Consider the following 20,966-nt stretch of genomic DNA (forward strand, 5'->3'; position numbering starts at 1 on the left):
CCGACCGGTTTCGGCGTCTAGAGTGGGACTATGACTTTGCGATTCCGAGACAACGGGGTTTTCCGCGTGCTGCAAATGGCCGACGTGCAGGACGGACCGGACGTGCTGCCCGACACGATCCGCATGATACGCGAGGCCATCCGCGCCGCCGATCCCGATTTGGTGGTGTTCACCGGCGACCAGATCCGCGGCTATGATCCCGCCTATATCGACACGTTCCTACGCCGCCGCAGCGAGACTCCCGGCGCCCGGGTGCGCACGGTCACGCTGGTCGAGGCGAAACTGCGCGGCATCCGCCAACGCAACGCGCTGAACGCGAACCTCGAAGCCGCGGGGGAGCCGTCATCCGCGGACGCCCATGAGACGATTCCGGTCGCCGCTCCCGCGCACAATGCCGCCACGCTCGGCGAACTTATGGATGAGACGCGAGACAAGGTGCGCCGCACATTCGCCGGATTCCTCGGGCCTGTGGTCGAAGCAGGCGTCCCGTTCGCCGCCACCTACGGCAACCATGACTTCCAATGCGGCATCCTGCCCGACGAACAGGACGACATCTACCGTGAGTTCCCCGGTTGCCTCAATCCCGATTTTCCGCGATCCGGCGGGGAGCATGATGCGTTGGCGTTGGAACCCGGCACCTTCGCATTGCCCATCGAAGCGTCCGATGGGTCGGGACGCGTGGCGATGAGCGTGATGATGGTCAACTCGGGTGATTACGCGGGAAATCCGGACGAGAACGACGCGCAATACCCCGCCTATGTGGTCAATTCGCGTGGGTTCGATCTGGCCGATTCCGACGGGTACGGCACGCCCTCTCCCGAGGCGATCGCATGGCTTGGTGACGTGCAGCGCGCGCTGGGGGAGCGCAACGGTGACGGACTGCCGGTGCCCGCCATCGCCTTCCAGCATATCCCGCCGCAGGAGTTCTACGACTGTCTGACCCAGGTGCCCGCATGGACCCCGAACGCCGTGGAGGGCGCGCGCGCATTCGCTGGACGCTGCTATGTGCTCAATCGTGACGTGTGCCGCCCGGGCTCCCGCCTGGGTGAGGCGATCGGCTGCGCGGACGAGAATGTGGGCGAGGTCGAGGCGCTGCGTGAGGCGGGCGGCTACTTCGCGCTGTTCTGCGGGCATGATCACAAGAACTCGTTCGTCGGTCATGTGCATGGACTGGATCTGGGATACGCGCCCACCTGCGGATTCGAATGCTATGGTCCGAAATCGCGCTACCGCGGCGTGCGTCTGTTCGAGTTCCATGAGAACGATCCGGCCGCCTACGAGACGCGCATGCTCACATGGGGCGAGTTGGTCGGACGCTATTCGAGCGATGAGGTGCGTGTGTGGTTCGAGGACCATTGCATCACCGACGCGATCGGATTGCGCAACGAACTGCGCCGCCCGCAGGTTTTCGCCGCGGTGGCCGGCGTGCTTTCCGTGAGTTTCGCCGCCGTGGTCCGCGCCATACTCCGCTCCCGTCGCGCCCGCCATTGATGCGGTGAGATGTTCGGCGTTGTTTGGGGCCGATGAGCTGTACGATGGGGAGTTACGCATGTTTCGTGCGTGTAAACGACCATGGGCCGGCCCGGAAGGCCGGCGCGACGCTCAAGCAAAGGAGGAACGATGGGTCAGGATCAATCGTCGGTGTTTGATCTCGCGGCGGTCGCTGCGATGTCCAACGGAGGGAACAACGACCCGCTGCTGCCTCCCGCGCGATTCATCGGCGAGCCGCAGAAGCCCAGCGCGATGCCGTACAACAAGTACGCGTCCTACAGCCAGCAGATTCCGTTCGACTATCCCGAACGCACATGGCCGGGCAAGAGGCTCGAACGCGCGCCGCGCTGGTGCTCCGTCGATCTGCGCGACGGCAATCAGGCGCTGGTCAATCCGATGGATTCCGAACGCAAGCTGCGCTTCTGGAACCTGCTCGTCTCCATGGGATACAAGGAGATCGAAGTCGGCTTCCCCTCCGCCTCCGAGACGGACTACGACTTCATCCGCATGCTGATCGAGCGCGAGCTCATCCCCGACGACGTGACGATCGTGGTGCTCACCCAGGCTCGCGAGCATCTGATCCGCAAAACCTACGAGTGCCTTAAGGGCGCCAAGCGCGCCGTGGTGCATTTCTACAACTCCGTCTCCGTGCTGCAGCGCGAGGTGGTGTTCCGTCTTGACAAGGCCGGCATCAAGAAGCTGGCCACCGACGCGGCCACGCTGTGCAAGGAGCTGGAGGGCGACGCCGAAGGCATCGACCTGTACTACGAGTATTCGCCGGAATCCTTCACCGGCACCGAGCCGGAATACGCGGTCGAGGTGTGCAATGCGGTGATCGACGTGATCAAGCCGACGCCCGAGCATCCGATGATCATCAACCTGCCGGCCACCGTGGAGATGACCACGCCGAACGTGTTCGCCGACCAGGTGGAATACGTGTCGAACAATCTCGTCGATCGCGACGCCGTGGTGCTGTCGCTCCACCCGCACAACGACGAGGGCATGGGCGTGGCCGCCACCGAGCTGGCGCTGCTCGCCGGCGCGGACCGCGTCGAGGGCTGCCTGCTGGGCAACGGCGAACGTACCGGCAACGTGGATCTGGTGACGCTGGGCCTGAACATGTTCACGCAGGGCATCGATCCGCAGATCGACCTGTCGAATGTGCCCGAGATCCGCAAGACGGTGGAATACTGCAACCAGATCAAGATCTCCGAGCGCCACCCCTACGCGGGCAACTTCGTGTTCACCGCGTTCTCCGGCTCGCATCAGGACGCCATCAAGAAGGGTCTCGAAGCCCGTCAGATGGCCGCCGAACGCGCCGGCGCCGATCTGGACAGCTTCGTATGGCTCGTGCCCTACCTGCCGATCGACCCGAAGGACATCGGCCGCACCTACGAGGCGATCATCCGCGTCAACTCGCAGTCCGGCAAGGGCGGCATGGCCTACCTGCTCAAAACCAACCACAACCTCGACCTGCCGAAGCGCCTGCAGATCGAATTCGACCGCATCGTGCAGAAGTACGCCGACGAGACCAAGCGTGAGGTCAAGGACGAGGATATCTGGCGTCTCTTCAAGGACGAGTACCTTCCGGTTGAGGAAGGCGGCAAGACGGCCGCCGGTGCCGTGGTGGGCGACGCGGCCGACGAGACGCTGGAGCAGTGGGGCCGTCTCAAGCTGCTTAAGGTGTCCGTCTCGTCCGGCGAGGATGGCTCCGACACCGTGCTCAAGGTGTCGCTGCTCGACCGCGGCGTGAATATGAGCGACGACTCGGACGACGTGGTGCGCGAGCTGTCCGGCATCGGCAACGGCCCGATCGCCGCGTTCATCAACGCGGTGAGCAACCTCGGCATCAACGTGTCCGTGATGGACTACGTGGAGCACACGATGACCGCGAGCACCGACGCCATGGCCGCCTCCTACGTGGAATGCCAGATCGGCGAGGAGCCGGAAAGCGAGATCATCTGGGGCGTCGGTATCGACTCCTCGATTATCACCAGCTCGCTCAAGGCGATTATCTCCGCGATCAACCGTTCCGAACGCTGATTCGCGCGTGACGTGCCATGCGTCGGAGACGATTCGTCCGGCGCGTTGGTCCGCATACGATAAGACCCCGAACCTTTCCGTTCGGGGTCTTTTTCGTTGCGGCTCCTTCTTCGTCGTTTTGAGTTGGGCCGCAGGGCCAAGGTCTGGTCGGATTCGCCGCCTTGGTTTGGGATCCTTCGACTCCGCTTCGCTCCGCTCAGGATGACGAGCGGGAGGTCATTCCGTTCGGGGGTGACGACAGGAGGCCGTTCCGTTCGGGTGTGAAGGAGGACGTTCGTGATGGAAGGGCGGTTCCGCTCGGGACGGCTGGATGAAATCGGCGATCGGTGCTGGGTGGGCGTCAGAGGCGTGCGCCCCAGAGGGCGCGATTGCCGCCGATGGCGGTGAAGGTGAGCGTGGGGCGGCCGTCGGTTTCGCGGGGGAGCACGGCGAACACGCCCGTGTAGGTCACGTCGTCCACGGTGATCGCCATTTCCGCGCGGCAGCAGGACGGTCTCCACATGGATTCGCGCAACGGTCGGGGCGCGGCGGACGTGGCGGATGCGATGTCCGTGGTGGCGTTGCTCTGCGGATTGCAGACGTCGGGATGGGCGGTCGTGCTGGGATTGGGGCCTGCAGTTTCGCTGGGAGTGGGGCTCGCGGTCTCGCTGGGAGTGGGGACTGCGACTGCGCCGGATACGCCGAGTAGTCGCCATGAGCCGCAGGTGGCCGGTCCGTCCGTCCCGCGCGGCATGTTCGCGGCGGACGTGTCGTAGAACGACACGACATCGCCTTCGGTCACGCGGCCGTCCTCGTGCAGGGTGATGGTGCGTGGTGCGTTGACTCCCTCCCACGAGCCGTCCTCGCGCCGTTTGCCGTTGAAAAACGTATGCGGATCATGCATCACGATCTCGTACTCGCCGGTCAGCTGTTCCTGGGCTGTCGGCGCAGTGGCCGGAACACCCTGATATTCGTAAGAGGCTGCGGCCAGCCATCCGTCGGGTGTGGGCAGTAGCTCGCGGATATGCGTCTCGTAATCCTCCTCGGCACGGGCGATGAAGCGCGTGTGGTAGACAAGGAACAGTCTGCCGTCCGAGCTGCGGCGCAAGGCGGAATTATGCCCCTGCGAGACTTCGACCTCCTCATCACGCGTGGGGCCGCCGCTCCATTTGACCGACGAAGTGAGGCGGATTCCGGTGCCTCTGGTGTGGTTGTCGGGGATTTCGCCGGAGGAGATCGCGGGATTGCCGTTCTGGTCGAAATACGGTCCGACGAGGTTTTTCGAGCGGAACAGACGGATCTGATATCCGCCTTCGCGGCCGAGCCAGCCGTACGACATAAATAGATACCACCATCCGTTCTCACGTACGAAATACGAGCCCTCGCCGGAATTCCAGTATCCGCCGGCCACTTTCACGCCGTAGTACGGGTCTGCGGCGTTCTTGACGAGCGGGTAGCGCGTCGTGTAGTCGCGCAGGCCAGTGGCAGGGTCGAGTCTGAACATCCAGATGCCGCCGAACCACGAGCCGACACTCATCCAGATCTCGCCGTGCTCGCACTGGATCGGCGTCGCGTCGATCGCGTTGATATGCGTGTCCTTGAGTGACTGATAGCGTGCCAGATTGCCATACGCCTCGTCTCCCAACACGCGTGGCACGTCGGTGAGCCGCACATTGTCGGGAGTGAAGCCGGAGTAGACGACCGGTCCTACGTAGGTCCAGTCGCCATCCAGATGATCGGCGGTGAGCAGCACGATGACGGAACGGAAATTCGCGCCGTTCACCGACAGGTACATGCACCAGCGGCGCATAGTTTCGTTCCAGATCACGTCCGGTGCCCACGTGTTGCCTTCGAGTTCGGGATTTTCGGGCTGGCTGGGCCAGTTGTGCCAGATTTCGTCAAGCAGGGCGTGCGGATCGCGACTCAAATTGTTGTCGAACCGTTCCCAGTGCACGAGGTCGCGGCTTTTCGCGAAGCGGCGGTGCGTGCCGAAGATGTAGTAGACGCCGTTCTCTTCGGCGATGGCGGGATCGTGGATGGCGACACGGCCGTCTGCCAGCGGGTATTCGGCTGGAGGCTTGTTGGTTTCGGCGACGGTCTTGACGGCGGTCTCGCTGGTGTGCTCTGGCATGGGATGGTTCCTTGGAAGTGCTTGGACATCGGCCCGTGGTCCCTTCTGACGTCCGACCGTCAGAAGGGACCGTAAGACGGGGGCGAATGTGCGGCCAGGCTGGGTCGGCGTGCGGGCTGGTCCAACCTGGCCGTGGTTGGTTAGAGCTGGGAGGCCCAGATGGTGATGTTGTCGCCGAGAGCGGTGAAGGTCATGACCTCCTTGCCGTCCACATCGCGCGGCAGCTTGGCGAAGTCGCCGGTGTAGACCACGTCGCCGAGGGTGAGGGTCACCTGGTTTGAGCCGTCCGTGGCCTCCCACGTGCCGGTCTGATCGCCCGAGACGGTGCCGTCGGCGTTCAGCGTGATGTTTATGGGCTTGTTGACGCCGCGGTAGTCGGTGCTGTCCTTGTCGGTCACCTTCTTCGGTCCTTTGAACGAGGTGTTCTGCTCGTTGGTCACCAGCTCGTAGTCGCCGGCGAGATCGGCGGCGTCGTAGCCCGCCTCGTCGGCCTTGGTTCCGGTGTACTCGTATGGGGCGGCGACCAGCCAGCCGTCGGAGGTGCTCATCAGCTGGCGCACGCGCACCTCATGCTCTTCGCCTCGGCCGGAGAAGCGGGTGTGATAGACGAGCCATGCGGTGCCGTCGTCGTCCACAAGAACGGAGTTGTGTCCCTGGGCCACTTCGATGTTGGCGTTGTCGTTGCCGCTCCACTGGATCGAGCTCATCAGGCGGATGCCGATTTCGCTCTGCCAATTATTGCCCACGGCGCGGGTGGAGACGGCGGTGTTGCCTGACTCGTCGACGTATGGTCCGGTGATCTTGTCGGAGCGGAATATACGGATCTGATAGCCGCCGGTCTGCTGCAGGTTGCCGTAGGAGGCGAACAGATACCAGTAGTCGCCGATTTTGATGAGGTAGGAGCCCTCGCCGGAGTTGCCGAAGCCACCGGCGAGTTTGACGCCATAGTAGGCGTCGGACTGGTTCTCGACGGTTTCGTAGGTGGTGGTGTAGTCGCGCAGACCGGTGGCAGGGTCGAGCTTGAACATCCACATGCCGCCGAACCACGATCCGAACGTCATCCACATGTCGCCGTTCTCGTCGGTTTTCACGCAGGGGTCGATGGCGTTGATGCCGGTGTCGGTCTGCGAGGCGTAACGTGTGAGGTCCGCGCCTTCGCCCAGCACCTGCCACACGTCAGTTTTGGCGGCATTGACCTTTTCGAAGCCGGAGTAGACGACCGGTCCCACGTAGGTCCAGTCACCCTCGATGTCGTCGGCGGTGAGCAGCACGATCACCGAACGGTAGTTGTCTCCATTCACCGACATGTACATGCACCATTTGCCCATGGTTTCGTTCCACACGACGTCGGGTGCCCACATGTTACCGGTGATGTCGGGATTGGTGGACTGCTTGGCCCATTCAGTCCAGATGTCGCCAAGGATCGATTCGTAGTCGGTGCTGAGGTTGTTCTCGAACGCGGTCCAGTTGACCATATCGTCGGATTTGAGCCAGGCACGGTGCGATCCGAAGATGTAGTACGTGCCGTCCGCCTTGACGATGGACGGATCGTGCGACTCTCCACGTTTGATGGATTCCGTTTCGCTGGACGATTCGCCGGCGGCTTCACCGGTGGTTGAAGATGCGGTCGAGCAGCCGGCGATCGTGCCGACGAGCAGGATCGCGGTGAGAATGCCTGCTGCGGCGCGCCGCGCGCGGGCGATCAGTGTAGTAGTGAAAGTCATGGAAGTATGCCCCTTCTTGTTTCTCCGCTGTGAGACGGGATCGTGCCCGCGGTTTGTACAACGATGTAATACACGGTATAGTGTACATCGTTGTAAAGAAATGTCCACTCCGGAAGGATGTCGCAATGTTGGGCACCACCTCTCTGCTGTGCTATACCCGCAAGCCCACCAGGCGCGAAGAGGCGAATAACGCCGATATCGCGCTGAGTATGCATCTCGCGCTGCGCTCACACGTCAGCGGCGACTGGATGCCGTTGAACGAGAACTACGGCATCTTCTTCGCGGCCGGAGTGCCGAGCGCCGCCTGTTCGCATGCCGACGGGGCTCCTGCGGGAGACGCGCGCGCCGCCTGCGTGGCGGCCGCCCGCCTCGGCGTGGATCCCTACGACGACGGCCGTGAGGCAAGCCCCGCCGTCGCCTACGGCGCGGTGATGCCGGAAGTCGACATCGTGCTCAAAAGCCTGCGGGACCCCTATTTGTTCCGTCTGGCCGACGGCGGTTTCGGCATCGTGGCAACGCGCACCGCGCGCGGCGGTGATCCGGACGGGTCGGAACGCTCGTCCTTTCTGCTGGCCATCAGCCGTGATCTGACCGATTTCGAACAGCTCGGCCAGGTGGTGCTCGACACCGACGCCGGCGTGAACAAGCCACGTGTGGAATTCGACCAAAACGCCGGAGAATACCGTATCCGTTGGCGCTCGGATGACGGCGTCGCGCGCCTCGCGATGGTGGACGATATCACCGCGGCCGCCGGACACACGCTTGCCGTGGCCGATGATACGGAATCGCCGGATGCTGAGACTGTCGGCCTCGGTCCGGTCGATGCGTGCACGGACGACCTCGACGCCTACGGCATCGCCGACGTGGTGCCCGGCAACAGCATCGCCATCACGCAGCAGGAGGCGCATGCGCTGATCGCGCGCTTCGGCCGTGTCTATAACACCGGCGCATCCGTGCGCCCATATACGATGCAATCCTCGTTGCGTGGCGATGAGGCCCGCGACGCGGTGGCGGGCCTGCGCAACGTGCGCGCGGAACTCGCATACTCGGACGGTTCGACGGCCATGCGGGCGGTGGATTGGGATGCCGACGAAATCGGACGGTTGGCCGACGACCTCGCCGACGGACGACTGGTCGCGGGGGAGCGTCGCGCCATCCACGGACGCGTCCGCCAAACCATCTACCCCGTTCCGTTCGCCGTGGAGCGCGCCGATCCGTCGGTGTTCGCCTGGAACTGGAACGGCGAGCCGCTGTTCCTGTTCATCGCCACCGAGGACGAGGACGGCAACTGCATCGACCCGCGCGGCGGACACACCCATATGCCGTTGCGTGTCGCATCCTCCATCGCCGAGCTCTCCGACGCGGCCGGCGGGCGCGAGCGCGAGGTCGACCTGCTCGTGCGCGGCGACCTCAACTCCGAAGGCCGGGCGATGACCGGCTGCTTCTGGGCGCCGGAACTGCATGTGATCGACGGACGCCTGTCCATCCTGTTCATGCCCTGCTTCGACGGGCCGGACGCCAACCCCGACGGCTCGGCCAACGACCGCGCCGGCAAGCCGGATATGTGGACCGGCAGCTGCCATATCATGCAGCTCAAACAGGATGCCGACGGACGTGACCTCGACCCGCGCGAGCCGGGCAATTGGACGGTTCCCGAACCGATTCTGGGGGCTGCGGGTGAGACGCTCAACCCTGTGCAGCGCATATCGCTCGACATGACCGTGATCGCCGATTCCGGTCGTTGGTACTACGCATGGCAGCAGGTGGGCAGCGTGTGGATCGCGAGTTTCGACCCCAAGCGGCCGAACCGCCTGACCTCCACGCCGCGGCAGATCATCGTGCCGGAATACGCATGGGATAACGCGATCGCCGAAGGGCCGAACGCGGTGGTGCATGACGGGCGCATCTTCCTGATCTATTCGGGATCGTTGGTCGGCATCGACTACACCACCGGTTTGGTGACCGCTCCGGCAGGGGAGAACGCCGACCTGCTCGACCCCGCGACTTGGACCAAACTCGCCTATCCGTTGCAGAAATCCGGTGTGTACAACGGTGAATGGCAGCTTGGCACCGGACATGGCATGTGGTCCCACGACGAGGACGGCAATCTCATCTATGTGTTCCACAACGCCGAGTGCGAGGAGGGGCGGTATGGCGGCCGCGACGCGCAGGTCCGCCGCGTGCACTGGTCCGCGGAGGGCATGCCGATCCTGGATATGCAGTCCGCCGAGGAGCTGCATCCGGACTATGCTTGTATAACGATGAATATCACCCTGTTGTGAGTGAAGAGACGTTAAAGGAGACGAATACGTATGCCGAGGAAGAAAAGTTCCGGCGAGCAGCGCGTCGTGACGATGCGTGAGGTGGCCAAGGCCGCCGGCGTATCCATCAAAACCGTGTCCAATGTGGTGAACGACTACGAATTCGTCTCCGCCTCCACACGCGATAAGGTCAATCAGGCCATCGCCGAGCTGGGATACACCGTGAACGTCTCCGCACGTAATCTGCGCACCGGCCAGACCGGGGTGATCGCTCTGGCGATTCCCGATCTGACCATGCCGTATTTCTCACAGCTCAGCTCGCTGGTGATCGAGGAGGCGAAGAAGCTGGGCATGCGCGTGATCGTGGAGCCGACGCTGTACTCGCGCGACGGCGAGATCAACGCGCTGCACGGCTCGCAGCAGACCATGATGGACGGTCTGATCTTCAGCCCCTTGGAGTTGGGGCAGGAGGACATCGACCAGCTGAACGTGGACTACCCACTGGTGCTGCTCGGTGAACGCATCTTCACCGACACGGTGGACCATATCGCCACGGAGAACGTGGAGGGCGCGAAACGCGCCACGACGTATCTGCTGCAGACCGGATGCCGGCATATCGCCGTGGTCGGCGTGCACCCCGGCGAGAAGGTCGGATCCGCCGCATTGCGTTTCCAAGGATATAAGGAGGCTCTTGACGAGGCCGGCGTCGAATTCGACGAACGTCTGGTGGTTCCGTCGGTGATGTGGCACAGAAGCGACGGCGTGAGCGCGATGAACGCCCTATTGGACAGCGGGGTCCGCCCCGACGGCGTGGTGGCGTTGAACGACATGCTGGCCTCCGGCGTGATGCAGTCGATCCAGATGCATGATCTGAAGATTCCCGACGATATTTCGGTGATCGGCTTCGACAACTCCGACGATTCCCAATACCTCACCCCCGCTCTGACCTCGATCTCCCCCGGTTTGGAGGCGGTGGCGAGACTGTCGGTGAAGGTGCTCAAGGACCGCATCGACGGCGTCGCACCGTTCGGTGGAGCGTCCGGAGACGCTCCGGTGTTCCGCAAGGTCACGTCAAGTCTGGTGGTGCGACAGTCCACCCGGCCGCTGCCGGACGGGGCGGTGCAGTACTGACGGTGCCACCGGCGGTGGTCGTTGCGTTGGCGTCGGTCTTGGACCGACGCCAACGGCGTTTTTACTCGGGAATGGGGATTTCCGTAATTTGCGTCACTGAGATGAAGTCAGTGATGGTTTTTACGCGTGGAACGGGGAAACTTCCGTAATTTGCGCCGCTGACGCCGGCTCAGTGATGGTTTTTACGCGGGCGTCATTTTCGGTCGTTGCCACGACGGTGTTGTGGCGTCGTGGGGCATTGTGGCGTCGTGGGGCGTTATAGCGTTATGGCGATGTGATGGAAAACAACGCGCCGATTTGTTCCAACGTTGTAAACCTGATATATTCAACGTTGTAAACACTGAAACGCTAAGGATTGAGGGAGAACATGGCTGTTTACAACAATCCGGTAGTGCTGCAGCGCGCTGATCCCTGGGTGCTCAAGGTGGATGGGGAATACTACTTCACCGGTTCCGACCCCGAGTACAACTGCATCGCGATCCGTCACGCCTCCACGATCAACGATCTGCAATCGGCGCCGGAAACCGTGGTGTGGCGCAAGCATGAGACCGGTCCGATGAGCAAGTACATCTGGGCGCCCGAGCTCCATCGTGTGAACGGCGCGTGGTACATCTACTTCGCGGCCGCCGAACGCGAGTTCGAGCCCAACGGCATGCCGACGCACCGCATGTACGTGCTGGAGAACACCGACGCCGATCCCACCACCGACAACTGGGTGGAGAAGGGGCGGATCGTCACCCCGATGGATTCGTTCTCGTTGGACGCCACCACCGAGGTGATCGACGGCGTGCAGTACCTCGTCTGGGCGCAGAAGGACTACGACATCCCTGGCAACTCCAACCTGTACATCGCCAAAATGGCCAATCCGTGGACGCTGGAAAGCGAGCCGGTGATGCTCACCAAGCCCGAATACGACTGGGAGTGCATCGACTTCCTCGTCAACGAAGGCCCGGCCTTCCTGTTCCATGGCGACAAGATCTACATCACCTACTCGGCCTCCGGCACCGGCGTGCCGTACGCCGTGGGTCTGCTTACCGCCGACCGCGACGCCGATCTGCTTGACCCGGCCAGCTGGACCAAAAGCCCGGTCCCCGTGTTCAAGACCTGCGCCGAGAACGGCCAGTACGGCCCCGGGCACAACTCCTTCGTCAAGGCGGAGGACGGCGAAACCGATCTGATGATCTACCACTGCCGCAACTACACCGACATCAAGGGTGATCCGCTGTTCGATCCGAACCGCCATGCCCGCGTCGGCGTGGTCAACTGGACCGAATCCGGCCCCGACTTCGGCGTTCCCGAGCCGGATGTGGTGTGGAGTCCCGCCACCACCGATGTGCTGCCCGCGGACGGCGGCCCTCAGGCGGGTACGCCGGCCGAAACCCTTCCGGAGTTGGCGAAACAAGCGTGAGACACGGCGTGTCCCCATTTGTGCAACGATGGAAAAATCGCTATAATAAAAATTACAACGTTGCAAACGAGCAGTGAAGCTCCGCTGGAGAGTTGAGTACAACGAGGTTCCACAAGATCCTCCGCTACGCACCACCAACGCGAGAATCGCTTGAGGCGCAAGCCCTGGGCGGTTCGTCTGCAACGGCCCGTCCGGGCGCCAACAGGAGACAAAAGGAGATACTCCAATGAAGATTAAGAAAGCCCTCGTCGCGGGCGTCGCTCTGACGATGCTCGGCACTGTCGGTCTCGCCGGCTGCGGCAACAACGGCGGCGTGGAGACCACCGCCGACGGCAAGATCAAGATCACAATGTGGCATGGCTTCTCCGAGGCCGATGGCGACACCCTCCAGGCCATCGTCGATGAATTCAACGCCAGCCAGGACGAGTATGAGATTGACGCCCAGCTTCAGCCGTGGAGCACCATCGGCGAGACCATGGTCACCAAGGTCACCTCTGGCGATGGTCCCGACTTCGTGACCACCGGTGCCGACAACGGCCAGGGCTGGTCCATCGACGGCACCTTCCAGTGCGTCACCGATTTCTATGACGATTCCCAGTACGAGACCGAGAACTACATCGAGAACGTGGTTGAGCAGATCACCTTCAACATCGATGGTTCCGAGGAGAAGTGCGGCGTTCCGATGGGCTATGCCCCGACCTCCGTGTGGTACAACACCGACATGTGGGAGGCCGCTGGCCTGACCGATGCCGATATTCCGCAGACTTGGGATGAGCTGCTCGAGGTGGCCAAGAAGCTCACCATCAGTGATACCCAGTACGGCATCGCTCTTCCGGACGTGGGCTGGGCCCCGTTCATGAAGGGCAACGGCACTGGCCTGTACACCACCGATGGCGAGGTCTCCGTCAACTCCGAACAGAACAAGGAGTTCCTGGAGAAGATGCGCGAATTCTACAACGGTGGCTACTCCCTGACCGGCATGGATGAGACTGCCGCCCGCGAGTCCTTCGAATCCGGCCAGTCCGCCATGGTGATCGTCGGCCCGTGGGAGGACCAGGCCGCCACCGACAAGGGCATCAACCATGACCTGTTCGCCGTGCCGGATGGCGATGGCACCTACGTCTACCCGGACGGCACCTCCGGCTCCAACACCGGCTCCACCGGCCTGTACTGGTGGGTCACCTCGCAGGTCGGCGATTCCGAGAAGCTCCCCGGCATCTACGAGTTCTTCAAGTGGTACAACAACCACGACAACCAGGTGACCTGGTCCCTCGGCTCCGCCTACCCGCCGAACAACACCACCGTCACCTCCGACGAGCTCTCCGAGCGTCCGCTGATCGCCAAGGTCGCCGAGAACACCGACAAGTCCTTCATCGGCATCGCCGGTCTGAAGGGTGGTTTCGGCGATATCTCCGCCACCCTTGATACCCTCACCTCCAACACCGCCCGTACGGATGACGACATCCAAAGCCTGCTGGATGAGGCCGAGACCAAGATCCAGGGCTACCTCGACGAGTACGCCGAGGACTGATCCCACGGATCCGACCGAATGAGTCGGTCGGTCGATCAGACGGATAACGGCCACGCCGACACCGTGGGCCATACAAGGTTCCATCGTCAGCGTGGCCGTTGCCGTCCCGACCGGTTCATCACCAACCGTTCATCAATTTGGAGGAGCAATGACCACAGCAATCAAGTCGCCTGATGGGGCGCATGCGGTCGCGCAGGAGAATAAAAAAGCCATCGCGCGCCGCAATCTGATCACCGGCCTGGCGTTCACCGCCCCCGCACTGATCGTCCTCGCCATCTTCGTCTTCTACCCGGCCGTCAAGACGTTCATCACGTCGCTCACATCCGACCGCATTAACCGCGCCGGCAAGTTCGTCGGTTTCGACAACTACATCAAGCTGTTCACCAACGCCGACTTCTGGACCGACGTCAAGAACACGCTGGTCTACGCAGTGTTCTACGCCCCGCTCGTCGTGATCGTGGCCCTCGCGTTCGCGCTGCTGCTCAACCGCAAGGACCTCAAGTTTGTCGGCTTCTTCCGCACCTGCATGTTCCTGCCCTTCGTGATCTCGCTGACTGTGGCCGCGATCGCTTGGAACTTCATCCTCTCGCCTTCCCTCGGTCTGGTGCCTTACTGGCTGAGTGAATACTTCGGCATCGATGGCGTCAACCTACTCGGCACCCGCGAGACGGCCATGGCTACCATCGTCGCCATCACCGTGTGGAAGAATTTCGGCTACTTCATGGTCATCTTCCTCGCCGGTCTGCAAGGCATCTCCCAGGAGCTCTACGAGGCCGCCTCGCTCGACGGTGCCAGCGCCTGGCAGAAATTCCGCTACATCACTCTTCCGGCCTTGCGCCCGACCTTCAACTACATCGTCATCTTCGGTCTGATCGGCTCCTTCCAGGTCTTCGATCAGGTGTTCATCCTGACCTCCGGCGGCCCCGACCGCGCCACCGAGACCATCGTGTACCGCATCTACACCGAGGCGTTCGGCAACGGCAAGCTCGGCTACGCGTCCGCCCTGTCGTACGTGCTGCTCATCATGACCCTCATCGTCGGCCTGATCCAGCTGTACACCAACAACAAGCATGAGAAGGAGGAGATCGCATGAGCGCCGCGACCGTCACCCTCACATCTGCCCAGGAGGCGGAGAACAAGCGCATCAACGACGAGAACGAACGTCTGCGCCGCAAGGCCACCACCCGTCGTCGCGTCGGCTTGTTCTTCAGCTACCTGGCGCTGGTCCTCATCACCATCCTCATGGTGTTCCCTCTGATCGTTGTGGTGCTGGTCTCCTTCACCCCGAATGCGATCACCCAGACCTGGCCGCCGAAGCTGATCCCCTCCGAATTCACGCTCGAGAACTACGTTTCGTTGTTCGAACGCCTGCCGATCGGCCGTGAGCTGCTCAACACCGTCGTGTTCGCCGGTGCCGTGACCATCATCTCGGTGTTCTTCGATTCACTGGCCGCCTATGGTCTGTCCCGCGTGGACTTCAAGGGCCGCGGCATCCTGCTCGGCGTGCTGATCGCCACGATGATGATTCCGGCCATGGCCCTGCTCATCCCGGTCTACAAGCTGCTTGCCAACATGGGACTGGTCAACAGCTACCTCGGCATCATCATCCCGCGTATGGCCGATGTGGGCGGCATCTTCCTGCTGCGCCAGTTCTTCATCTCCATCCCGAAGGATCTGGATAACGCGGCCCGCATCGATGGTGCCGGCGAGTTCCGCATCTTCGCACAGATCATCCTGCCAAACTCCATCCCCGCCATCCTCACCGTGGGCATGTTCAACTTCATGGGCAACTGGAATGACCTGCTCTGGCCGTTGATCATGACATCCAAGCCGGAGACCCGCACCATCACCGCCGGTCTGGCCATGCTGACCGGTCACGGCTCCTCGGTCACGCCGTACGGCGTGGTGATGGCCGGCGCCCTGATCTCCGCCCTCCCGCTGCTCATCGTGTTCTTCTTCGTGCAGAAGCGTTTCGTCGAAGGCATCGCGATGACCGGCATGAAGTAAGATCCGTTCTCTCCTCCTTCAAGCGCTTGATCGGCGCTGCGATCGGGCCGCCACTGTGTCGTCATGCAGTGGCGGCCCGATCGTATTCGCAGACGGGGCGATAATCGTTCGTGGTGGGGCGAAGAATCCCGGCTATGCTGAAATGAGATTTCATCGTTAGAGATACGTGGGCGCGGCCTAACGGCGCGCGCTGGCTGGAGAAAGGAATATGCGTCCATGGCTGGTAAATCCTATGGCTACCTGATGGTCCACTTCCGCGAGGCCCCGCACGGATACGCCGAACGCATCTATCTGGACCGATCCGACGGTGACGACCCGCGCCGCTGGATCCCCCTCAACGGCGGCGAGCCGGTGCTCACCTCGACCATCGGCACCACGGGCGTGCGTGACCCGCACATCATCCGCAATCCGGAAACCGGCGTGTGGTATATCATCGCCACCGACTTGCGGGTGTTCGGCGGGCGCGACGCCGAGGAAGGCAACGACAACTGGGGGTATTGGAGCCACCACGGCAGCACCAACCTCATCATCTGGCAATCCGATGATCTGCTGCACTGGCGCGGCCCCCGCACGCTCGATGTGTCGCGCAGGGCCGACGGCTCACGCATGGAGCTCGGCATGGCCTGGGCCTGCGAATGCCTATGGGTGCCGGACTACTACGACGAGGATCGCGCGGCCGGCCATGGCGGCGGGCGCGGCGCGTTCGTGATGTACTGGTCGTCCCGTCCGTTCGCCGACGACGACCCCGAACACACCGATCCGGAATCCCACGACACCGTGCTGTGGGGCGCGACCACCGATTTCACCAACGAAACGTACGAATACGGCGGCGTGTTCATCGACACCGGCGGCAACTCCATCGATACCACCATGATCCAACGACCGTTGCCGGACGGCGGCACGCGCACTTACCGCATCACCAAAGACAACAGCCATGGCAACGGCATCTGGATGGAGCGCACCGACGCGAAGCGCTGGTGGATGCCGGAAACCCAGTGGACCACGATCCAGACGCGTATCGGCGCCGAATACGCCGGCGGCGAGCCGGGCGGCGTGGAGGGCCCGGCCGTGTTCGCCAACCATCACAACGATGGAGGCGCCGGCGACGAATGGTATCTGCTGGTGGATGTGATCCCCTCGGTCGGCTACCGGCCGATGGTCACGAATGATCTGGACGCGGGCTGGCGTCTGCTGGATGATGCCGACTTCAGTCTCGCCGCGCATACCAAGCATGGCGGCGTCGTCTCGCTCACCCGCGAAGAATACGACCGATTGTCCTGATGGACAGCCAGCGAGCGACGCGTCGGAGGGATTCCTCGACTTCGGGCTGCGCCCTCCGTTCGGAATGACGGGAAAGGGATCGGGCGATTCGTCTGTCCGACGCGGAGATAAGCGCCCTGAGTGGCGATGAACGTATGAAAACGGCCTCCCCGTGATGGCGGGGAGGCCGTGGTGTTGCCAATTGACGGCGTTAGTTGGTGCTGCTGGAGGAGCCGTCGCCGGAGTTGCCTCCGGTGGTGGAGGAACCGTCGTCATTCCCGCCATCGCCGCCGTCTCCCGTGGTGGGATAGTTCGGGCATTCGGTGGAATAGCTGGGGTTGGCGGCGCACTGCGCGGCGAGCTCCTCGGCTTGCCGTTGGGCCTCCTCTTCGGCCTGCTTCTGCGCCTCTTCCTCGGCCTGCTTTTGGGCTTCTTCCTCGGCCTTCTTCTGTTCCTCGGCCTCCTGCTGCTGTTGCGCCACGGAGGTGCCCAGACCCCAGGTGCCGTCGGAGCCGCCGACCTTGCCGTTATCCGTGGCGGTGGTGAACTGCTCGACCTCCATGCCGACCAAAGCCTGGCTCATGTATTCGCTGAACAGATGCGAGGGATATCCGGTGGAGGAGACGCCGTATCCGGCGAATTCCGGCACCACCTGCGGATTGCCGTTCTCATCCGGATTCCAGATGGCCCACACGTTGAGCAGATTCGGCGTGTAGCCCACGAAGGAGGCGGCGTTCTCATCGTTCGCGGTGCCGGACTTGCCCGCCACCGGGCGGCCCAGCAGCGTGGAGACGCCGGCGGCTGTGCCGTACGAGGTGGTGCCCTGCATGGCCTTCTGCACCAGCGCGCAATCGTTGGAGTCGAACACCTGCTCGTTCTCGGCGGGCGAGTTGTACAGGTCGTTGCCATCGGAATCCTGCACGGATTCGACCATATGCAGCGTGTTCTTCACGCCGTCGTTGGCGATGGTGGTGTGCCCCTGCGCCAGATCCCACACGGTGATGGCGTTGATGCCCAGCACGTTGTACGGGGAATCCTCGTCGATCTCGCCGGTGATGCCCGCCTCATGCGCGATTTCGGCGGTGCGCTGCGGGGTGAGTTTCTCGTTGACGGCCATGAACACCGTGTTCACCGAGTTGGCGGTGGCCTGATACAGGTCGATATTGCCCCAGTTGTTCTCCAACGCGTTGTTCACCTCGGCGGTGATGCCGGAGAAATGCTGGTGGGAATTGCCGTTGAACAGCGTGCTGAAGCTCACTCCCTCCTGCGCCGCGCCCAACAGGGCGAAGGGCTTCATGGTCGAGCCGGGCTCGAACACCGCCTGGTCGCAGTTGTTGAGCTGCTGCGTCAGATAGTCGGATCCCGCATACACGGACAGCACCGCACCGGTGTCGGGATCGACCGCGATGCCGCCCACCTGGATGGAATCGGGCATGTCGTCGGGGCGGGTGTCGCCCACGGTCTGCATGATGTCCTGCTTGGTTTTGTCGATGGTGGTGACGATCTTGTATCCGCCGGTGTCGAGATCCTCCTGGGTGAAGGCCTCGGCGTTGATGAGCTCGCGTTGCACCATGGTGAGCAGGTAGCCGTTCGGCCCTTGGTAGACGTTCTGCTGCGTGCTGTCGATGGTGGTGGGGAAGGCGGCCTCGCTCTGTTCTTCGGAGGTGATGTATCCGTCCTCCTGCATGATGCTGAGCACGCGCTCGAAACGCTGCTGGGCCATTTCCTCGTTCACCGCGGGATCCCAGGTCGAGGGCGCGGGAATGATGCCGGCCAGCATGGCGGCCTCCGACAGCGTCAGGTCGGCGGCGTCCTTATCGAAGTACGCCTGCGAGGCCGCCTGGATGCCGTACGAGTTGCGGCCCAGATAGATGGTGTTCATGTAGTTGCACAGCACCTCGTCCTTGCTTTCGGACTGGGCGATTTTGATGGCGAGCACCGCCTCACGCGCCTTGCCGATATACGAGGTGGTTTCGCCCATGTAGTAGCGCTCCGCGTACTGCTGGGTGATGGTGGAACCGCCTTGGCGCGTTCCCGTGGTCACGTTGGTGATGAAGGCGCGGGCGATGCCCTTCAGATCGATGCCGGAGTTGCTGTAGAAGGTGCGGTCCTCCGAGGCGACGATGGCCTGGCCCACATAGTCGGGCAGCGACTCGCAGCTGATGATGTCGCGGTTCTGCTCGGCGTAGGAGCCGATCTCCGTGGTGCCGTCGGCGTAATAGACGGTGGTTTTCTCCGCCAGCGCGAATTTCTCCGGTTGGGGGATTTCCGTGGTGGCGTACAGGTAGACGAACAGTCCGATGCCGGCGAGCAGCACGGCGCCGATCAGGCCTCCGATGATGCCCAGCGTCCATTTGAGTATGCGACGCTTGCCGGATTTGCCGTTCTTGCCGTTTTTGTGTGACTTATGCGATCCGGATGCGCCCGTCTTCTTCGCGCCGCCACTGACCCTCCGGTGGGATGTGGCGGTGCGTGCGGTGCGGGGGCCGTGGGTCGAGGCGGCGCCCGACTGTGCGGCGCCGGCGGTATTGCGGGCGCGACGTGTGTATGAAGCCATACGTTCCACCGTAACCGCTGCCCCCGAACAAGGGGAGCGTTAAGTGCGTAAAACAAGGGTTCGGGGAACTGATTTTCCCCGAACCCTCACAATTAGACGGTCCTCCGGTTCTTGTCTGGAAACCGGCTGAACACCCGCTCAAATACGGGACGGCGCGGCCCGTCTCACTTGGCGAGCATGGGCGCGATCCGCTTCTCGTACGCGTCCAACGCGGTGGCGATGACCTGGTGCATGTCGTAGTACTTGTACGTGCCGAGCCTGCCGCCGAACACGACCTTGTCCTCCCCGGCGGCGAGCTCCTCGTACCTCGCGTACAGGGCCTTGTCCGCCTCGGTGTTCACCGGATAGTACGGCTCGTCGCCGCGCTCGGCGAAACGGCTGTACTCCTCCCACACCACCGTCTTGTCCGGATTCTGGGCGTCGCGGCGCTCGGGATTGAAGTTCTTGAACTCGATCGCCCTCGTGTACGGCACGTCCGCGTCCGAGAAGTTCATCACCGGGCAGCCGAAATGGTCGCCCTCGTCGTAGCGCACCTCCTTGAAGTCCACCGTCCTCCACTTGAGGTCGCCCAACGCGTAGTCGAAATAACGGTCCACCGGACCCGTGTACACCACCGGCACGCCCGCCGCCTTGAGCGCGTCCTTGCTGTACGGCTGCGAGGCGTCGAAGAAGTCCACGCCCAGGCTCACATGGATCCTCTCGTCGGCGGCCATGCGCTCCATCCACTTGGTGTACCCGTCCTTCGGCAGGCCCTCCCACGTGTCCTGGAAATAGCGGTTGTCGTAGTTGAAACGCACCGGAAGGCGGTTGATGATCGACGCCGGCAGCTCGGCCGGATCGGTCTGCCACTGCTTGGCCGTGTAGTTCTTGATGAACGCCTCGTACAGGGGGCGGCCGATCAGGGAGATGCCCTTGTCGTTGAGGTTCTGCGGGTCCTGGCCCGCCAGCTCGCCCGCCTGCTCGGCGATCAGCGCTTTGGCCTCGGCCGGCGTCATATGCGCGCGGAAGAACTGGTTGATCGTGCCCAGATTCGTCGGCAGCGGATACACCTCCCCGTCGTGGGTCGCCCACACGCGGTGCACGTAGTCCGTGAACTCGGTGAACCTGTTCACATACTCCCACACCCGCCTGCTCGACGTGTGGAAGAGGTGCGCCCCGTACTTGTGGATCTCCGCTCCCGTCTCCTCGTCCATATAGCTGTACGCGTTGCCCCCGATATGGTCGCGGATGTCGATCACCTCGACGCGCGCGTCCGCCAGCTCCGCCGCCTGCTGCGCCACCGTCAGGCCAAACAGGCCCGCACCCACAACAACCAAATCCGGATAATCCACAGCCATGGAACGCAACCTTTCATCGCAGATGTTCGTTTCGTTCCTCATAGTACCCGCATGCGTTCCGAACCCGCCCGAGCCCCGCTTGACGCGGCGGAACATGCGGAGATCC

Annotated in this window: 13 protein-coding genes; 9 read left to right on the forward strand and 4 right to left on the reverse strand. The window is 62.8% G+C overall.

Translation table 11 applies throughout. The features are described 5' to 3' along the window. Nucleotides 1-30: 30 nt before the first annotated feature. Entirely contained in the window at nt 31-1,491 is a 1,461-nt protein-coding gene (locus BE0216_RS08520; RefSeq protein WP_169714297.1) for a metallophosphoesterase family protein, read from the forward strand. Between the two features lie 129 nt (nt 1,492-1,620). Continuing rightward, entirely contained in the window at nt 1,621-3,534 is a 1,914-nt protein-coding gene (leuA, locus tag BE0216_RS08525) for a 2-isopropylmalate synthase (protein ID WP_094637590.1), read from the forward strand. Nucleotides 3,535-3,874: 340 nt separating this feature from the next. Here the strand turns inward: leuA and BE0216_RS08530 are convergent, their stop codons facing one another. Continuing rightward, a complete protein-coding gene (locus tag BE0216_RS08530; protein WP_094637591.1) occupies nt 3,875-5,644 on the reverse strand; it encodes a family 43 glycosylhydrolase in 1,770 nt (589 codons plus the stop codon). 140 nt (nt 5,645-5,784) lie between these two features. Continuing rightward, on the reverse strand, nt 5,785-7,368 hold the full coding sequence (locus tag BE0216_RS08535) for a glycoside hydrolase family 43 protein (protein ID WP_094637592.1): 1,584 nt from the start codon (nt 7,366-7,368) through the stop codon (nt 5,785-5,787). Between the two features lie 125 nt (nt 7,369-7,493). On the opposite strand from BE0216_RS08535, the gene BE0216_RS08540 reads away from it, so the two are divergent. The 7 genes from BE0216_RS08540 to BE0216_RS08570 all read left to right on the forward strand — a co-directional run bounded on the left by BE0216_RS08540 (nt 7,494) and on the right by BE0216_RS08570 (nt 16,987). After that, on the forward strand, nt 7,494-9,650 hold the full coding sequence (locus BE0216_RS08540; RefSeq protein ID WP_094637593.1) for a family 43 glycosylhydrolase: 2,157 nt from the start codon (nt 7,494-7,496) through the stop codon (nt 9,648-9,650). Nucleotides 9,651-9,680: 30 nt separating this feature from the next. Beyond that, a complete protein-coding gene (locus tag BE0216_RS08545; protein ID WP_094637594.1) occupies nt 9,681-10,760 on the forward strand; it encodes a LacI family DNA-binding transcriptional regulator in 1,080 nt (359 codons plus the stop codon). A 367-nt stretch (nt 10,761-11,127) separates the two neighbouring features. After that, on the forward strand, nt 11,128-12,168 hold the full coding sequence (locus tag BE0216_RS08550) for a glycoside hydrolase family 43 protein (RefSeq protein ID WP_094637595.1): 1,041 nt from the start codon (nt 11,128-11,130) through the stop codon (nt 12,166-12,168). Between the two features lie 226 nt (nt 12,169-12,394). After that, complete coding sequence (locus BE0216_RS08555; protein ID WP_094637596.1) at nt 12,395-13,699, forward strand: ABC transporter substrate-binding protein; 1,305 nt, start codon at nt 12,395-12,397, stop codon at nt 13,697-13,699. 148 nt (nt 13,700-13,847) lie between these two features. Next, nucleotides 13,848-14,792 (forward strand): carbohydrate ABC transporter permease, encoded by a 945-nt coding sequence (locus tag BE0216_RS08560; protein ID WP_094637597.1) that lies wholly within the window; start codon nt 13,848-13,850, stop codon nt 14,790-14,792. Next, nucleotides 14,789-15,706 carry a carbohydrate ABC transporter permease gene (locus BE0216_RS08565; protein WP_094637598.1) on the forward strand — a complete coding sequence of 306 codons (918 nt, stop codon included), beginning with the start codon at nt 14,789-14,791 and terminating at the stop codon, nt 15,704-15,706. Before BE0216_RS08560 ends, BE0216_RS08565 begins: the two co-directional genes overlap by 4 nt. A gap of 216 nt (nt 15,707-15,922) precedes the next feature. Continuing rightward, nucleotides 15,923-16,987 (forward strand): glycoside hydrolase family 43 protein, encoded by a 1,065-nt coding sequence (locus BE0216_RS08570; RefSeq protein WP_094637599.1) that lies wholly within the window; start codon nt 15,923-15,925, stop codon nt 16,985-16,987. A gap of 190 nt (nt 16,988-17,177) precedes the next feature. On the opposite strand, the gene BE0216_RS08575 is transcribed toward BE0216_RS08570, so the two are convergent. Further along, entirely contained in the window at nt 17,178-19,523 is a 2,346-nt protein-coding gene (locus BE0216_RS08575; protein WP_094637600.1) for a transglycosylase domain-containing protein, read from the reverse strand. Nucleotides 19,524-19,687: 164 nt separating this feature from the next. Further along, complete coding sequence (gene glf / locus BE0216_RS08580) at nt 19,688-20,860, reverse strand: UDP-galactopyranose mutase (protein WP_094637653.1); 1,173 nt, start codon at nt 20,858-20,860, stop codon at nt 19,688-19,690. Nucleotides 20,861-20,966: the final 106 nt, after the last annotated feature.

It is taken from the genome of Bifidobacterium eulemuris (assembly GCF_014898155.1).
Lineage (GTDB): Bacteria > Actinomycetota > Actinomycetes > Actinomycetales > Bifidobacteriaceae > Bifidobacterium > Bifidobacterium eulemuris.

What these genes read in the sequence shown, in the direction of transcription:
- BE0216_RS08520 (WP_169714297.1), top strand. Translation starts at nt 31, where the DNA reads ATGACTTTGCGATTCCGAGACAACGGGGTTTTCCGCGTGCTGCAAATG.
- leuA (WP_094637590.1), top strand. Translation starts at nt 1,621, where the DNA reads ATGGGTCAGGATCAATCGTCGGTGTTTGATCTCGCGGCGGTCGCTGCG.
- BE0216_RS08530 (WP_094637591.1), bottom strand. Translation starts at nt 5,644, where the DNA reads ATGCCAGAGCACACCAGCGAGACCGCCGTCAAGACCGTCGCCGAAACC.
- BE0216_RS08535 (WP_094637592.1), bottom strand. Translation starts at nt 7,368, where the DNA reads ATGACTTTCACTACTACACTGATCGCCCGCGCGCGGCGCGCCGCAGCA.
- BE0216_RS08540 (WP_094637593.1), top strand. Translation starts at nt 7,494, where the DNA reads ATGTTGGGCACCACCTCTCTGCTGTGCTATACCCGCAAGCCCACCAGG.
- BE0216_RS08545 (WP_094637594.1), top strand. Translation starts at nt 9,681, where the DNA reads ATGCCGAGGAAGAAAAGTTCCGGCGAGCAGCGCGTCGTGACGATGCGT.
- BE0216_RS08550 (WP_094637595.1), top strand. Translation starts at nt 11,128, where the DNA reads ATGGCTGTTTACAACAATCCGGTAGTGCTGCAGCGCGCTGATCCCTGG.
- BE0216_RS08555 (WP_094637596.1), top strand. Translation starts at nt 12,395, where the DNA reads ATGAAGATTAAGAAAGCCCTCGTCGCGGGCGTCGCTCTGACGATGCTC.
- BE0216_RS08560 (WP_094637597.1), top strand. Translation starts at nt 13,848, where the DNA reads ATGACCACAGCAATCAAGTCGCCTGATGGGGCGCATGCGGTCGCGCAG.
- BE0216_RS08565 (WP_094637598.1), top strand. Translation starts at nt 14,789, where the DNA reads ATGAGCGCCGCGACCGTCACCCTCACATCTGCCCAGGAGGCGGAGAAC.
- BE0216_RS08570 (WP_094637599.1), top strand. Translation starts at nt 15,923, where the DNA reads ATGGCTGGTAAATCCTATGGCTACCTGATGGTCCACTTCCGCGAGGCC.
- BE0216_RS08575 (WP_094637600.1), bottom strand. Translation starts at nt 19,523, where the DNA reads ATGGCTTCATACACACGTCGCGCCCGCAATACCGCCGGCGCCGCACAG.
- glf (WP_094637653.1), bottom strand. Translation starts at nt 20,860, where the DNA reads ATGGCTGTGGATTATCCGGATTTGGTTGTTGTGGGTGCGGGCCTGTTT.